General features: G+C 69.1%; 14 protein-coding genes. 9 read left to right on the top strand and 5 right to left on the bottom strand.

Annotated features, from left to right (window positions below; genetic code table 11):
• Positions 1–50 precede the first annotated feature (50 nt).
• The 3 genes from AC07V5_RS29170 to rapZ are packed head-to-tail and all read left to right on the top strand — an operon-like array spanning position 51 to position 3,526.
• Positions 51–917 (top strand): NAD kinase, encoded by an 867-nt coding sequence (locus AC07V5_RS29170; RefSeq protein ID WP_495119115.1) that lies wholly within the window; start codon positions 51–53, stop codon positions 915–917.
• Positions 918–2,612: a DNA repair protein RecN gene (recN, locus tag AC07V5_RS29165; RefSeq protein WP_495119114.1), complete on the top strand. Its 1,695-nt coding sequence runs from the start codon at positions 918–920 to the stop codon at positions 2,610–2,612.
• Entirely contained in the window at positions 2,609–3,526 is a 918-nt protein-coding gene (gene rapZ / locus AC07V5_RS29160; protein ID WP_495119113.1) for an RNase adapter RapZ, read from the top strand. The genes recN and rapZ overlap by 4 nt, the downstream gene beginning before the upstream one ends.
• Before the next feature lie 57 nt (positions 3,527–3,583).
• Here the strand turns inward: rapZ and AC07V5_RS29155 are convergent, their stop codons facing one another.
• Positions 3,584–4,597 carry a glycoside hydrolase family 53 protein gene (locus AC07V5_RS29155; protein ID WP_495119112.1) on the bottom strand — a complete coding sequence of 338 codons (1,014 nt, stop codon included), beginning with the start codon at positions 4,595–4,597 and terminating at the stop codon, positions 3,584–3,586.
• 171 nt (positions 4,598–4,768) lie between these two features.
• Here AC07V5_RS29155 and AC07V5_RS29150 point away from each other — a divergent pair, with 171 nt between their 5' ends.
• Genes AC07V5_RS29150 through AC07V5_RS29140 form a run of 3 tightly spaced genes read left to right on the top strand, consistent with a single transcriptional unit; the run spans position 4,769 to position 8,021 of the window.
• Positions 4,769–5,161, top strand: coding sequence for a BlaI/MecI/CopY family transcriptional regulator (locus AC07V5_RS29150; RefSeq protein WP_495119111.1), 393 nt, complete (start codon positions 4,769–4,771; stop codon positions 5,159–5,161).
• Positions 5,161–6,882, top strand: a complete 1,722-nt coding sequence (locus AC07V5_RS29145) for a M56 family metallopeptidase (protein WP_495119110.1) — start codon at positions 5,161–5,163, stop codon at positions 6,880–6,882. Before AC07V5_RS29150 ends, AC07V5_RS29145 begins: the two co-directional genes overlap by 1 nt.
• A 2-nt stretch (positions 6,883–6,884) precedes the next feature.
• Positions 6,885–8,021: an FAD-dependent oxidoreductase gene (locus AC07V5_RS29140; protein ID WP_495119109.1), complete on the top strand. Its 1,137-nt coding sequence runs from the start codon at positions 6,885–6,887 to the stop codon at positions 8,019–8,021.
• On the opposite strand, the gene AC07V5_RS29135 is transcribed toward AC07V5_RS29140, so the two are convergent.
• From AC07V5_RS29135 to mutM, 4 genes are all read right to left on the bottom strand, one after another.
• The gene (locus tag AC07V5_RS29135) at positions 8,018–9,814 is read right to left on the bottom strand and encodes a methyl-accepting chemotaxis protein (RefSeq protein WP_495119108.1); all 1,797 of its coding nucleotides are present in this window, start codon (positions 9,812–9,814) and stop codon (positions 8,018–8,020) included. The genes AC07V5_RS29140 and AC07V5_RS29135 overlap by 4 nt on opposite strands.
• 86 nt (positions 9,815–9,900) lie before the next feature.
• Entirely contained in the window at positions 9,901–10,203 is a 303-nt protein-coding gene (locus AC07V5_RS29130; RefSeq protein ID WP_495119107.1) for a hypothetical protein, read from the bottom strand.
• Between the two features lie 82 nt (positions 10,204–10,285).
• A complete protein-coding gene (gene mutY / locus AC07V5_RS29125; protein ID WP_495119106.1) occupies positions 10,286–11,314 on the bottom strand; it encodes an A/G-specific adenine glycosylase in 1,029 nt (342 codons plus the stop codon).
• Positions 11,299–12,117, bottom strand: a complete 819-nt coding sequence (gene mutM, locus AC07V5_RS29120) for a bifunctional DNA-formamidopyrimidine glycosylase/DNA-(apurinic or apyrimidinic site) lyase (RefSeq protein WP_495119105.1) — start codon at positions 12,115–12,117, stop codon at positions 11,299–11,301. The genes mutY and mutM overlap by 16 nt, the downstream gene beginning before the upstream one ends.
• Before the next feature lie 201 nt (positions 12,118–12,318).
• Between mutM and AC07V5_RS29115 the strand changes: the two genes are divergently transcribed.
• From AC07V5_RS29115 to ispE, 3 genes are read left to right on the top strand one after another with little or no spacing between them, the layout of a single operon-like run.
• The gene (locus AC07V5_RS29115; RefSeq protein WP_495119104.1) at positions 12,319–14,064 is read left to right on the top strand and encodes a tetratricopeptide repeat protein; all 1,746 of its coding nucleotides are present in this window, start codon (positions 12,319–12,321) and stop codon (positions 14,062–14,064) included.
• Entirely contained in the window at positions 14,061–14,585 is a 525-nt protein-coding gene (locus AC07V5_RS29110) for an outer membrane lipoprotein LolB (RefSeq protein WP_495119103.1), read from the top strand. The genes AC07V5_RS29115 and AC07V5_RS29110 overlap by 4 nt, the downstream gene beginning before the upstream one ends.
• On the top strand, positions 14,569–15,462 hold the full coding sequence (ispE, locus tag AC07V5_RS29105) for a 4-(cytidine 5'-diphospho)-2-C-methyl-D-erythritol kinase (protein WP_495119102.1): 894 nt from the start codon (positions 14,569–14,571) through the stop codon (positions 15,460–15,462). Before AC07V5_RS29110 ends, ispE begins: the two co-directional genes overlap by 17 nt.
• Positions 15,463–15,472: the final 10 nt, after the last annotated feature.

Raw genomic sequence — 15,472 nt, 5'->3', positions numbered from 1 at the left:
ACCCCCAATCCTTGGGAGAGAGGCGATACCCCTGTGGTGTAATTTGATGCATGGCCGAGCGCTTCAGACATGTCGCCATCGTGGGCAAGCATCAGGCGCCGGGCATCAAGCCGGTGCTGGAGGAAATCGCCCAATTCTTGTGCGCCAGCGGGCTGGATGTTTCCCTCGAAGCCGAGACCGCCCTGAACACGGGCCTGAGTGGCTACGACGCCCTCTCGCATGACCAGCTTGGCCGCAACTGCGACCTGGCCGTCGTCGTCGGTGGCGACGGCACGATGCTGGGCTTTGCCCGCGAGATGGCGCCCTACGGCATCCCGCTGCTGGGCATCAACCAGGGGCGCCTGGGCTTCATCACGGACATCCCCATCGAGCGCTGGCGCGAGTCGCTGGCGCCGGTGCTGGCGGGCGACTACGAGGTCGAGCCCCGCGCGATGCTGGAAGGTGCAGTCTGGCGCGACGGCGAGTCCATCTTTTCGGGCCTTGCGCTCAACGACGTGGTCGTTAGCCGTGGCGCGACGGCCGGCATGGTGGAGCTGAAGATCGAGGTCGGCGAGCAGTTCGTCGCCAACATGCGGGCCGACGGCCTCATCGTGGCCTCGCCCACCGGCTCCACGGCGTATGCGCTGTCGGCCGGCGGGCCTCTGATGCACCCCAGCATCGCCGGCTGGCTGATCGTGCCGATCGCGCCTCACACCCTGTCCAACCGGCCCATCGTGCTGCCCGACCTGGGCGAGGTGCGCCTGGAGATCGTCGCCGGGCGCGATGCGTCGGTGAACTTCGACATGCAAAGCCTGGCGAGCCTGCTGCACGGCGACACCATCACCGTGCGGCGTAGCCAGCACCAGGTTCGTTTCCTGCACCCCAAGGGCTGGAGTTATTACGCGACCTTGCGTCGCAAACTGCGTTGGTATGTCTAGATGCTGCGGCACCTGAGCCTCAAGGATTTCGTCATCGTCCCCACGCTGGAGCTCGACTTCGAGCCCGGCTTTGCCGTGCTGACCGGCGAGACGGGCGCGGGCAAGTCCATCCTCATCGACGCGCTGCAACTGGCCCTCGGGGGCCGGGGCGACGCCGGCGTGGTGCGCGAAGGCGCGGCCAAGGCCGAGATCTGCGCGGAGTTCGACACGCCGGCGCATCTGCGCGCCTGGCTGGACGAGGCCGGTTTCGATGCAGACGACGCCCTGTTGTTGCGCCGCGTCATCGACGCCGCCGGCAAGAGCCGCGCCTGGATCAACGGCGGCGCTGCCACGCTGACCCAGCTGCGCGAACTGGCCGACCACCTGCTCGACATCCACGGCCAGCACGCCTGGCAAGGCCTGACCCGCCCCGCCGCCGTGCGCGAGCTGCTGGACGGCTTTGCCGGCCTGGACACCGCGCCGCTGGCCCGCGCCCACGCTGCCTGGAAGCAGGCCGCCGAGGCCCTGCAGAAGGCCCAGGGCCAGCAGGCCGACGCGCTGCGCGAGCGTGAGCGCCTGGCCTGGCAGATCGGCGAGCTCGATGGCCTGGCACCGGCCGAAGGCGAGTGGGAGGAGCTGAACGCCGAGCACGGGCGTCTATCCCACGGCCAGTCCCTCATCGATGCGGCCAAATCGGCCCTGGAGGCGCTGGACGAAGCCGAGCCCAGCGCCCAGTCCCTGGCTGGCGGCGCGCTGGACCAGCTCGAACGCGTGCTCGACCACGACGGCCGCCTGCTGTCCGCCGTGCAGGCCCTGCGCGACGTGCAAGCCCAGTTGCAGGACGCCAGCCACACGTTGTCGGCCTATCTGCACAAGGCAGACCTCGACCCGGCGCGGCTGGCCGAGCTGGATGAACGCGTATCCGCCTGGATGACGCTGGCACGCCGTTACCGCCGCCAGCCCCAGGAACTGCCGGCGCTGCTGGCCCAGTGGCGGGCCGAGCTCGCGACACTCGACGCCGCCAGCGACCCCGCCCAGCTCGAAGCCGCGCTGGCCACCACGCGCAAGGCCTTCGACGCCGAGGCCCAGGCCGCCAGCCGCGCCCGCAGGAAGGCGGCGCCGCAGCTCGCCTCGGCCGTCACGGCCGCGATGCAGCAGCTCGGCATGGCCGGTGGCCAGTTCGACATCGCCCTGAACCCGACCGACGGCCCGCAGAGCTTCGGCGTCGAGTCCGCCGAATTCCTCGTCGCTGGCCATGCCGGCAGCACGCCGCGGCCGCTGGGCAAGGTGGCGTCCGGTGGCGAGCTGTCGCGCATCGCGCTGGCCATCGCCGTAACGGCCAGTCAGGCGGCAACCGGCAATGCGCCCGGCACGTTGATCTTTGACGAGATCGACGTCGGCATCGGCGGCGCTGTCGCCGAGACCGTGGGCCGACTCATGAAGCAGCTCGGGCATTCGTCCGATGGGCGGCGCCAGGTGCTGGCCGTCACCCACCTGCCCCAGGTCGCCGCCTGTGCCGACCGCCACCTCGTCGTTGCCAAGGCCGTGCAAGGCAAGAGCACCGTCAGCTCCGTCAGCCCGGTGGCCGGCGAGGCGCGCGTCGCCGAGATCGCCCGCATGCTGGGCGGCGAGCGCCTGTCGTCCACCAGCCTGGCGCACGCGCAGGAGATGCTGGACGCGTCCACCGCCATGAAACCGCGCAAGGCCAAATCTTGAGTCCCGATACCGAACTGCAGGGTGACGTCGTGCTGCTGACGGGCATGTCCGGCGGCGGCAAGTCCGTGGCCATGCATGCGCTGGAGGACGCCGGTTATTTCTGCGTCGACAACCTACCCGCCGAACTGCTGCTGGACTTCCTGAGGCTGGAGCAGCAGCGCGGTGAGCGCCGCGTCGCCATCGCCGTGGACGTGCGCTCGGCCAGTTCCCTGCCGCTGCTGCTGCCGCTGATCAAGGAGCTGCGCGCCAAGGGCGTTGCGGTGCGGTCCATCTTCCTGGACGCCAACAACGACGCGCTGATGCGTCGCTTCTCCGAGACGCGCCGCCCTCACCCGCTGCGCGAGGATCGCGACACCGGTTTCGGCACGCTGGACGGCGCCGCAGAGGACAGCCACCGCCTGCTGCTGGACGCCATCAAGCTGGAGCGCGAGCTGCTGGGTGGCCTCAAGGCCGAGTCCACCGTCATCGACACCAGCCAGCTGCGCCCAGCCCAGTTGCGCGCCTGGCTGTCCGGCCTCGTCGGCCCCAACGCCGGCGCCAAGCTCACGCTCGTCTTCGAGAGCTTCGCCTTCAAGCACGGCGTGCCCAGCGACGCGGACTTCGTCTTCGACGTTCGCGTGCTGCCCAACCCCTACTACGACCGCGAGCTGCGCCCGCTGACTGGCCGCGACGCGCCGGTGGCCGCCTACCTCGCGGCCCAGCCGGAAGTCGGCTTGATGATGGGCCAGATTGCCGGCTTCCTGTCGCGTTGGCTGCCCAACTTCGCGGCCGACCAGCGCAGTTACCTGACTGTGGCCATCGGCTGCACCGGCGGCCAGCACCGCTCGGTCTATCTCGTCGAGATGCTGGCTCGCCAGTTCGGCCATCACGGCCATGTGCTGAAGCGCCACCGCGAGCTGGACGCAAAGTCGTGAGCCCCTCGCCCAAGCGAAGCCGGCTTGGGAGCCGGCCCGGCGCTCGACCCGCAACGGTCAGAACGGATCCAGCGCGCTCGTGAAGTAGCCTGAGCCGTTCAGCGCACCCCAGGTGTAGCCCTGCCAGCCGGGGTAGGCCTGCGGTTCCCAGTACATGACGCCCAAGCCGTTGGAGCCCAACGCCGAGAGCCGCGTCATCACATCGGCCAGCATGGCCTTGGCCGCGCTGGCCTGCTGCCAGTCCATGCCCGTCTCGGCCACGATCACCGGCTTGCCGTAGCGCGACACCATGTCGGCCATGTTGGTGGACAGCTGGGCATTGAGGCTGCTCCAGTTGCTGGCCGTGGGGTAGTGCGACAGGCCGATCACGTCGTACTTCGCGCCATTGGCCTTCATGCCGTCGAAGAACCAGCGGAACACGGTGTTGTTGTAGCCGTTGGCGAGATGCAGCACGACCTTGGCGCTCGGGAACACGGCCTTGGTGGCGCTATAGCCGTTGTTGATGAGCGAGACGAGGTTGCTGAAGTTGGAGCCCGAGGCCTGGCCCTGGGGCCACAGCATGCCGCTGTTGATCTCGTTGCCCACCTGCACGTAGTCCACGGTCACGCCGTTGGTCTTCAGGTAGCTCAGGATGCCCTGCGTGTGCGCGTACACGTCGGCCTGCAGCTGCGTGAGCGTGTGGCTGGCCCAGGCGGCGGGCTTGGTCTGCTGGCCAGGGTCGGCCCAGGAGTCGCTGTAGTGGAAGGTCAGCATGATCTTCTGGCCCTGGGCCACGGCGCGCTTGGCCTTGTAGAGCGTGTCGGCACCGTTGCACCAGCCGCCGCTCGGGTTCACCCAGACGCGCAGCCGGATGGTGTTCACGCCCAGGTTTTTCAGCAGCACGAAGGGGTCGGTCTTGGCGCCCGACGAGTTGTAGAAGCTGTAGCCGGCCGACTCCTCCTGGCTGACCCAGCTCACGTCCGCTCCTTTGACCAGCGCTGCGGCAGGCCCGGCCGCCAGGGCCGCGGCGGCACCCAAAGCCAGGCCCGCGCACCAGCGGCGCAGGCTCCATGTCGTCCTCAACATCGCCATTTCTTGTCTCCGGTTTTGTTTATGAATGGATGGCGAGGCCAGCTTAGGCGGCGAGGCTGCGCCGCAAATATGCTTTGTTGAACGGCTCCTATCGCACTTTCGGATAGTGGTTTGCCGGATTCAGAACATCAGTTCTAGACATTACGTTCTAGAACGTTTATGCTGAATTCCATGAACACCAAGCCCCCCGCCACCGCGCGGCCCACGGCCGCCGAGCTGGACCTGCTGCAAGTGCTGTGGCGCCTCGGGTCCGCAGACGCCAAGGCCGTGCACGAGGCCCTGCTGCCCGACCGCCCGGAGGCCACCTACGCCACGGTGCTGCGGCAGTTGCAGGTCATGCACGGCAAGGGGCTGCTGACCCGCGACGAAAGCCAGCGCCCGCAGCTCTATGCCCCCGTCCACGCCCAGGACAAGCTGCAGCAATCCCTCATGAAGGACTTCATCAGCAAGGCCTTCGCCGGCTCGGGCAAGGCGCTGGTACTGGCGGCCCTGAAGAACCATGTCAGCGCCAAGGAACGCGCCGAGATCCGCCAGCTGCTGGCCAGGAAGGGAGACGAAGCCTGATGAGCCTCGACCTCGCCATGAATGCCTGGGGCTGGGCCCTCGTGAACTTCGTCTGGCAAGGCACCATCGTTGGCGGCGCCGCCGCGCTGCTGCTCGCGCTGATGCGCGGCGCGTCGGCACGCTGGCGCTATGCCGTCTGCTCGGCCGGCCTGGGGCTGTGCCTGGCCTTGCCGCTGGCCCAATGCCTGGACCTGGCTCCTGCCGACGCCGAATTCATCGGCGAGCTGCCACCGCTGGCCGAGCAGATGCCGGCGCTGGTCATGGCGTGGGCGCTGGGCACGACGCTGATGCTGGCCCGCCTGGCGCTGGGCCTGGCCTGGGTGGGCCGTGCACGGCGGCGCAGCACGCCGGCACCAGCCGAGTGGCAGGCACGCCTGGATGCGCTGGCCCGCCGCCTCGGCCTGAAACGCAGCGTGCCGCTGCGCCTGCTGCCCGAGCTGGCAGGCCCGATCGCGATCGGCATGCTCAGGCCCTGCGTGCTGCTGCCGGCCGCGCTGCTGAGCCGCCTGCCGGTGGATCTGCTCGAAGCCTTGCTCGCCCACGAACTGGCCCATGTGCGGCGCTGGGACTACCTCGCCAACCTGCTGCAGAGCGCCGTCGAGGCCCTGCTCTTCTTTCACCCCGTCGTCTGGTGGCTGTCGGCTCGCATGCGTCATGAACGCGAGCTGGTGGCCGACGAGATCTCGGCCGAACTGCTCGGCGATTCACGCCGCCTGGCCCTGGCCCTGCACGCCCTTTCCGAAATGGATGTTTCCGACATGACCCCCTCTCCCGCAATCGCTGCTCGTGGCGGCGATCTGCTCGCCCGCATCGAGCGTCTGCTCGCCCCCAAGCCTCAAGCCACCGGCTGGAAGTTGGCCCTGCCGGCTCTCCTGATCGCCGCGACCAGCTTCGTCGTGCAAGCCAAAGGCCGCGACCCGGTCGAGGCGCCACCGAGCCCAGCCGCCATCGAGGCCGAGGCCCCGCCAGTTCAGCAGCTGCGGCTGCCCGTCAATGCCAAACATGTGGTCGTCATCGACGACGTGAGCGGCAGGGTGTTGATGTCGCGCGATGCCGATGCCGTCGTGCCCATCGCTTCGCTGACCAAGCTGCTGACGGCCATGGTCGTGCTCGATGCCAAGCTGGACCCGGGTGAGAAGCTGCGCATCACGAGCGACGACGTCGACACCCTCAAGCACAGCCGATCGCGGGTGCGCGTGGGCACGCAGATGAGCCGGCAGTCCGCACTGGAACTGGCGCTGATGGAGTCCGAAAACCGCGCCGCCGCGGCGCTGGCACGCACCTTCCCCGGCGGCGAGGCTGGCTTCGAGAAGGCCATGCAGGCCAAGATCCGCGCCCTCGGCCTGAAACACACCGCCATCACCGACCCGACCGGCCTGTCGCCGGCCAACACCTCGACGGCGACGGAGATGGCGGCCATCACGGCAGCGGCAGCGCGCTACGGCGAGATCGAGCGCATCACCAGCGTCAAGAAGGCCCAGGTGCCGGTCGATGGCCGCCAGCGCGAGGTGCGCAACACCAACCGGCTGGTGGGCGCCAAGGGCTGGAACATCCGCATCTCCAAAACCGGCTACACCGAGGAGGCGGGCCGCTGCCTGGCCATGCGCATCCTGAACGGCAAGCGCCCGGTCACCGTCGTGCTGCTGGACGCCGATGGCTCGGCCAACCGCCTGCGCGACGCGGCGCTGATCCGCAAGTCGCTGGCAAAACAAGCCTCCTGATCGTGCAGCGCCGTCATCTGCTTGCGGCCGGCAGCGCTGCCCTCGCCCTGCCCGCCTTCGGCCTGGACTTCGCGCCGCAGCGCCTGCCGGCCGCGATGCGCGCCAGCGTCGACCGCATCATCGACATCGCCGTCGGCATCCGCCCCTTCCGCACCCAGGGCCCGCGCATCGAGGCCGAGCGGCGCTGGGGCAAGACCCTCGTCCACCACTACGGCCACGGCGGCAGCGGCTGGTCGCTGTCCTGGGGCTCGGCGCAGCAGGCGCTGGCGCTGGTGCAGGCCAGCGGCGCACGGCCGGGCGAACGCATCGCCGTCATCGGCTGCGGTGCCATCGGGCTGACGACGGCGCGCACGGCACAACAAGCTGGCTACAAGGTGCGCCTCTACGCCAAGGACAGGCCACCGCGCGTGCACTCCTCGGCCGCGACGGGGCTGTGGACGCCGGACTCGCGCATCGTCACCGAGGCGCATGCCGACGAGGCCTGGACGGCCGGTTGGGAAGCGATGGCACGAGCCTCGTTCAAGGTACACCAGAGCTATCTCGGCCTGCCCTCCGGCCCGGTCGAATGGCATGACGGCTTCGTCGTGGCCGATGAGGGTTTCGACCAACCTCTTCCGAGCTACGCAGGCCATGTCGAGGAACCCGACTACCCCGACCTCGGCTCGCGCGTCGCCGACCTGCGCCCGCAAGGCAAGGCGCTTGCGGCCGCCGAGCATCCGTTTCGCAAGCCGCACGTGCGCCGCTTCACGCAGCTCGTCTTCAACATCCCGGCCTACCAACGCCTGCTGCTGGACGACTTCGCGCGCGACGGCGGCGAACTGGTGCAGCGCGAGTTCCGCCAGCCGCGCGAGTTCGCACGCCTGCCCGAGCGGTTGATCGTCAACTGCACCGGCGACGGCGCGCGCACGCTGCTCGGCGACACGAGCCTGACGCCGGTACGCGGCCAGACGGCCCGCCTCATCCCGCAGCCCGAGGTGGACTACGCGCTGATCTACCGCGGCCACAACCTCGTGGTGCTGCCGCGCCGCGACGGCCTGCTTGTCGCCGCCATGGGTGAAGGCGATTTCGGCAACGCCGACCTGCAGCCCGACCGCGCGCAGTCCGAGGCCGCCGTGCAGCGGCTGGCGAGCCTCTTCTAGAACGTCTCCCAGTCGCCCTCGGCCGTGCTGGGCGTGGGCGCCGCGGCCATGGGGGCCGGGGCCGGTGTCGGTGTCGGTGTCGGTGCTGCGCTCACCGGCGCGGGCCGCGCCTGAGCAGAGACCTTGGCAGTGGGCTTGGGCGCCGCCGGCCTGGGTGCGGCAGGCCGGCCCGCCATCGCAGGCCGTGGCGCCGGCTTGGGCGTGCTGCGCGCAGCAGCCGGCGCAGCCGCAGAGTCGACACGGAAAGCCGCCACGGCCTCGCTCAGCTTGGTGGTCTGCTGGCGCATGCTCTCGGCGGCGGCAGCCGTCTGCTCCACCAGCGCGGCGTTCTGCTGCGTCGCCTGGTCGAGCTGACTGACGGCGGCGTTGATCTGACCCACGCCCTCGCTCTGCTCGCGGCTGGACACGGTGATCTCGCCGACGAGGTCGGTCACCTTGCGCACCTCGTTGACCATCTGGCCGATGGTCTCGCGCGCCGACAGCACCTGGGCGCTGCCACTCTCGACCTTGCTGACGCTGTCGCCGATGAGGCTCTTGATCTCCTTGGCCGCCTCGGCGCTGCGCTGGGCCAACAGGCGCACCTCGCCGGCCACGACGGCGAAGCCGCGGCCCTGCTCACCCGCACGCGCCGCCTCGACTGCCGCGTTCAGCGCGAGGATGTTGGTCTGGAAGGCGATGCCGTCGATGGTGCCAATGATGTCGGAGATCTTGCGGCTGGAGGTCGAGATGGCGTCCATCGTCGTGACGACCTCGCCGACGGCGACGCCGCCGGCCCCGGCCACTTCGGACGCATGGTTCGCAAGCTGGTCGGCCTGGCGGGCGTTGTCGGCATTGGCCTTGATCTGCGCGGCCATCTGCTCAACCGAGGCCGCCGTTTCTTCAAGGCTGGACGCCTGGCTCTCGGTGCGCGCTGACAGGTCGGCATTGCCCTGGGCGATCTCGGAGGCCGCGACATTGAGCTGGTCGCAGCCCTGGCGCACACCGGACACCATGCGTGCAAGGTTCTGCGTCATCTCGTCCAGCATCGTCAGCAGCTGGCCGAGTTCGTCGCGCGAGCTGCTGTGCAGGCGCTGCGTCAGGTCGCCGCTGGCCACGGCCTTGACCGCGTCGGAGGCAAGCTGCACGGGGCGGGTGATGGAACGCGTGATCCACAGAGCCGCCAGCACGCCGATGACCAGGGCCACGGCCGAGGCGAGAGCGAAGATCCACAGCACACGGCGGTAGGCGGCGGCGGCCGACTCCGTGGTCGCGGCGGCCAGCTGTTCGTTGTAGACCCACCATTCGTTGACCGCCTCGCGCACCGGGGTGAAGGCGGCGCGCGCGGCGCCGAAGGTCAGGTCCTTGGCTGCCGTGCCCTGGGTCGGGTCGGACGCGCTCTCGTCGGAGGCCTTCAGCACCTTGTCCTGCACCGCGAGATAGGCAGCCAGGCCGTCGCCGACTTTCTTCAGCAGCGCACGGTCCTTGTCGTCCGCCACCAGCGGCTCGTAGTCCTTGAGGCGCTTCTGCAGGTCATCCCGGGCCTTGGCGATGCGACCACCGAGCGACTTCTTCTCCTTGTCGTCGTCGGTCAGGATGTGTTGCTGCTCCAGCCGCCGGGCGTCCGAGATGGCACCGTCGATCTGGTGGATGTTGCGCAGCGACGGCAGGATGTTGGTGGGGTAGTACTCGGCGTAGTAGTTGATCGACTTCGCGAGCAGCGTTCCAACGCCGGCCATCCCGAGCATCAGCGCCAGCAGGATGGCAAACGCAAGGCCAAGGCGCGCTCCAACGCGCAGGTTCTTCAAGGCGTCCAAGGCTGTCCCCTTTAGTCGTTGTGCTGGGGACTTTGCCCTTTACTCCTCGGGCAGGCAATGCGATCAGGCGTGAAGACTGCGCAGTGTCAGCTTTCCGCTGCGTCCGCGTCGCCCAGCAGCATCGCCAGCAGCACCGCCGTGCCGATGGGCATGAAGAGGACGATGGCAACGAACCAGGGCCAAAAAGCTCGGCCCGTACGTCGCACCAGTTGCATCATGAACACGCAATGCATGGTGCCGGACACGGCCAGGCCCAGCGCCGTGAGCGTCAGCATGGACGCCGGCGGCTCGCCGTCCTGCGTGCTGCTGATGAGCTGCCAAAGGCACAGGCCGGCGACCAGCAGGGTGATCACCGCGTACTCGATGCCGCTTTTGACGTGGGCGTTCATGTCAGCACCGCCCGGCCGCCCGAAGGCGCTGACACACCCCCTGGGGGGGCAGTGAACGTAGTGAGCGTGGGGGCAGCATCATTCAGCTTTCCTGGATCATCTTTTTGAGCGGCGCGGGAAGCGCGTAATCCACAAGTCTCTCCCGCGCCACCCAGGTGCCGCAAGGCGTCACACCCTCAACCGCCTCGGCTCGCAGCGTATGCAGCACCCAGTCGAAGTGCGTCAGCGCGTGCTGCAGCCGCGGCAGCGTCTCCAGTTCGCCGCCGGGCAGGGCAGCGCGGGCACTGGCTTCGTCGTCGAACATCGGCAGTGTCCACAACCCGGCCCATACGCCGGTGGCCGGGCGCTGTTGCAGCAAGACCTGGCCCCCTGCCTTTTCCACCCACAGCCACCAGTTCTCGCGCCGGCCACGCTTGAGTTTCTTCGTCTTGATGGGGTAGCGCGTCGGGTCGCCTTGCTGCTGGCCGCGGCACATCGGTTGTACGGGGCAGATCAGGCAGTCGGGCGAGCGCGTCGAGCAAACGGTCGCGCCCAGGTCCATCAGGCCCTGCGTGTAGCGGTCGACATCCTGCTGCGGCAGCAGCTCGGTCGCACGATCCCAGAGCTTTTTCTCGGCGGCGCTGCTGGCCAGATCGCCGTCGAAGGCGAGCACGCGGCCGAGCACGCGCTTCACGTTGCCATCGAGGATGGCCACGCGCTCGCCGAAGCAGAAGGCCGCGATTGCCGCCGCAGTGGAGCGGCCGATGCCGGGCAGCGTCTGCAGACCGGCCGCCGTGGGCGGGAACTCGCCGCCATGCAGTTCGGCCACGGCCTTGGCGCAGGCGTAAAGATTGCGCGCACGGCTGTAGTAGCCCAGGCCGGCCCACTGGGCCAGCACTTCGTCCAGCGACGCCGCCGCCAGGTCGGTGACCTTGGGCCAGCGCGCCAGGAAGCGCTCGTAATAACCCAGCACCGTCGCAACCTGGGTCTGCTGCAGCATGACTTCCGACAGCCAGACGCGGTAGGGATCACGCGTGTTCTGCCAGGGCAGCGTATTGCGGCCGTGGCGACGCTGCCAGGCGACGACGGTCTTGCCGAAATCGGTGAAATCGGCAGTCAACGTTTCTGGCATTGGGGACAAAAGAAGGTGGAGCGCTGGCCCTGCACGATGCGCTTGATGACCGTGCCGCAGCGCCGGCAAGGCTGGCCCTCGCGGCCATAGACCTGGGCCTGCATCTGGAAGCTGCCAGCCACGCCGTGGGCGTCGCGGAAGTCGCGCAGTGTCGTGCCACCAGCTTCCAGCGCCTGGCCAAGCACCGTGCGCACGGCGAGCGCGAGTTTGTCGGCACGCGGGCGGCTGAGCTTGCCGGCGGGCAGGCGCGGGTCGATGCCGGCCATGAAGAGGGCTTCGCAGGCGTAGATGTTGCCTGCGCCGACGACGATGTCGCCCGCCAGCAGGGCCTGCTTGATCGCGACACGCCGGCCGCTCAGCGCGGCATGCAGATGCAGCCCGTCGAAGCGCTCGTCGAAGGGCTCCAGCCCCAGGCCGCCGAGCAGCGTCGCCACCGGCTCGGCCTCCAGCGCCGCGCCCCAGACGACGGCGCCGAAGCGGCGCGGGTCGGTCAGGCGCAGCAGGCCGCGGTCGGTATGCAGGTCGAAATGGTCGTGCACGCCCGCCGCCGGCGTCGTGTCCAGGAAGGCCAGCGACCCCGACATGCCCAGGTGCATCAGCAGCCCGCCGGCACTACCGAGCGGAAGCCACAAATATTTACCCCTTCTTTGCACGTCGCCGACGCGGCTGCCGAGCAGGGTTTCGGGGTCTACGCCGAGCGGCCAGCGCAGGGGTTTCCCCAGGCGCAGACCGGTCACCCGGGCTCCGTGGATGGCGCCGGCAAAGCTGCGGCGCGTGACTTCTACTTCGGGTAACTCGGGCATGGAGCGGAAATCATAATCAGCGGAAATGCTGAACAGGTACTGAACGAGCGCGCGCGCCTGGGTGTGGGATGCAGCGCAAGGCGCAAAGCGCAGCCATAGCTGAGGCTATGGTGAGCATTTGCAACGCGGCGATGCGCCCACAGCCAGGATGCGCGTGCCGTGAAGAACCTGTTCAGCGTTTCCATCGTCCCTGGAGTTCGAATGCCCCTGCCCCTTCGTCGCGTGATCGCCGCCGCCGCCCTGCTGATGGCTGCCCTGCAAGCTCACGCCCAAGATGACGCGATCACGACCGCGCCCGCGGAGGCTCCGACGAACTCGGCGATGGATGCGCCGCTGTTCTACCAATTGCTGATCGGCGAGATCGAACTGCAGAACGGCCAGGCCGGCGTCGCCTTCCAGGTGCTGCTGGACGCCGCGCGGCGCACGTCCGACGAGGAGCTGTTCAAGCGCGTCGTCAACATCGCCATCCAGGCCCGCGCCGGCGACCAGGCGCTGCTGGCCGCGCGCGCCTGGGCCGAAACCGTGCCCACGTCGACCGACGCGCTGCAGAGCGTCGTGCAACTGCTGTCCCTGATGAACAAGCCGGCCGAGGTGGCGCAGCCGCTGTTGGCCCTGCTGCGCATCGCACCCGCACCGCAGCGCCCCGGCTACATCCTCGCGCTGCCGCGCCTGTTCCAGCGCTCGCCCGATCCGAAGTCCGTGCTCGCCGGGCTTGGCCCGGTGTTGCGGGCCCAGACCGGCCCGCTCAAGCCCGCCGCCCTGTACACCGAGGCGCGCCTGTCCATCAACGCCGGCGAGAACGCGCGCGCGCTGGCGCTGACCCGCGAACTCAACCAGGCGGTGCCCGATGGCGACGACGCGATGCAGCTCGCTGTCGACCTCATGCCCGCCGAGCCACAGGCCGAGAGCCTCATCAGCACGCGCCTGCAGCAAAAGCCCGACCAGCACGCACTGCGCCAGGCCTATGGCCGGGCGCTGATCCAGGCGCAGCGCCCGGCCGAGGCCGCGCGCGAGTTCCGCCTGCTGACCGAAACCACGCCCGACAACCCCGCGCCCTGGCTGGCCCTGGGCGCCATCGAACTGGAACTCAAGCACCCGGCCGCCGCCGAAACCGCCCTGCGCGAAGGCCTGAAGCGCCTGGACACGCCGGCCGCCGGCACCGATGCCGAGATCAAGGCCCGTGCCGACGGCCGCCAGCAGGCCTGGCTGATGCTGTCCCAGGCAGCCGAGCAGCGCGGTGATTTCAAGGCTGCCGAGGCGGCGCTGCAGAAGGTCGACAGCAGCGGCCTGGACGTGCGCTACCGCCGCGCCAGCCTGCTGGCCCGCCAGGGCAAGCTGGCCGAGGCCCGCAAGCTGCTGCAGCCGGCCGCCGATGCCGGCGACACCGAAACCCGCGCCGCGCTGCTGGCCGAGGCCCAGCTGATGCGCGACCAGCGCGACTACGCCGCCTCGCTCAACGTGCTCAAGGCCGCGACGGCACGCTTCAGCGGCGACGCCGACCTGATTTACGAGCAGGCCATGATGACCGAGAAGGTCGGCAAGTTCGACGAGATGGAGGCGCTGCTACGCAAGGTCATCGAGATCAAGCCCGACTACCACCACGCCTACAACGCGCTGGGCTATTCGCTGGCCGAGCGCAATCTGCGCCTACCCGAGGCCAAGCAGCTCATCGAACAGGCGCTCAAGCTCGCGCCGGGCGAGCCCTTCATCGTCGACAGCCTGGGCTGGGTCGAGTTCCGCCTGGGCAACCTGACCGAAGCCGCCAAGCTGCTGCGCCAGGCCCACACCGGCCGGCCTGACGCCGAGATTGCCGCCCACCTCGGCGAGGTGCTGTGGGCCAGCGGCGCCCAGGACGAGGCTCGCCGCGTGCTCGCCGACGCCGCCCAGCGTGACCCGAGCAATGAAGCATTGCGCGAGACGCTGGACCGGTTGAAGGTCAAACCTTGAAGCTCGCCGCGTTTTTCCTCGCGCTGGCGCTGGCTGGCTGCGCGCAACTGCCGCAGACACCGCCAGCCACGAACGAATCCCGCCTCAGCGGCCGCATCAGCGTGACCGTGGCCGGCGATGTGCACAGCCGCGGCACCGGCGGCGCGGCCAGCTTCGAGCTCTTCGGCGGCCCGACAGCTGGCCGGCTGGAGTTGACATCGCCGCTGGGCTCGCTGGTGGCCCGCGCCAGTTGGCAACCGGGCCTCGTCACGCTGCAGACGCCCAACGACGAGCGCCGTTTCGACGACCTCGACGCACTGACCCGTGAGCTGCTCGGCGAGACCGTGCCCGTGGCGGCGCTGTTCGACTGGCTGCAGGCCCGCCCGTGGCCGGCCGCTGCACACAGCAAGACGGCCAACGGCTTCGAGCAACTGGGCTGGCGCATCGAGCCCAAGCTGCCCGCCCTCGTCGCGACACGGCTGGCCGACCCCGTCGTCACGCTGCGCGCCCGCCTGGACGGAGGCGATGAAAGCTCTCCATGACCTGGCCGCGCCGGCCAAGCTGAACCTGTTCCTGCACGTCGTCGGCAAGCGCGCGGACGGCTATCACCTGCTGCAATCGGTCTTCGTGCTGATCGACTGGGCGGACACGCTGCATGTCGAAGCGCGCGCCGATGGCATGCTGGCCCGGCACGACGTGCTCGGCGGCGACCTTCCCGCTGACGACCTCTGCCTGCGCGCCGCGCGGCTGCTGCAGCTTGAGACCGGCTGCGCGCTGGGTGCCGACATCCATCTCGAAAAACGCCTGCCCGCCGGTGCGGGCATGGGTGGCGGGTCGTCCGACGCCGCGACGACGCTGCTTGCGCTGAACCGGCTCTGGGGCCTGCGCCTGCCGCTGGACAAGCTTATGGCCCTGGGCCTGAAGCTCGGCGCTGACGTGCCCTTCTTCCTGGGCGGCGGGCCGGCCTTCGTCGAAGGCATCGGCGAGATCCTGCACCCGCTGGCCCTGCCCGAGCAGCGCTTCGCCGTGCTCAAGGGGCCGGCAGGACTGGCCACCAAGGACATCTTTTCGAGCCCACTCTTGGCAAGGAGCGAAAACCTGGCTATAGTCGCGGGCTTTCCCGCCCTGGCTGGAACTGCAGAAAACCTGGTGAACGGTTTCGGTCGCAACGACCTTCAACGTGCCGCCGAAGGAATCAGCAGTGAAGTGCAAGACGCGGTAGCGTGCATGTCGAAGCAGTTCGACAACGCCCGGATGACGGGCTCAGGCGCTGCGGTGTTCTCCGTACTGGCTGGGGATGGAAAAGATGGCAAGGACGACCAGTCCCTGGCGACATTGCTGCAGGCCAGGCCTGCAGAGTGGACCGGTCGAATCTGCCGCAGTTTGGCTCAACACCCGCTCGCGGGCTGGGCTGACTGAAAGGTTATAG

It is taken from the genome of Roseateles sp. GW821-FHT02E12 (assembly GCF_059421665.1).
The sequence above is the reverse complement of the archived record's forward strand: the minus strand, read 5'-3'. Positions and strand labels throughout refer to the sequence as shown.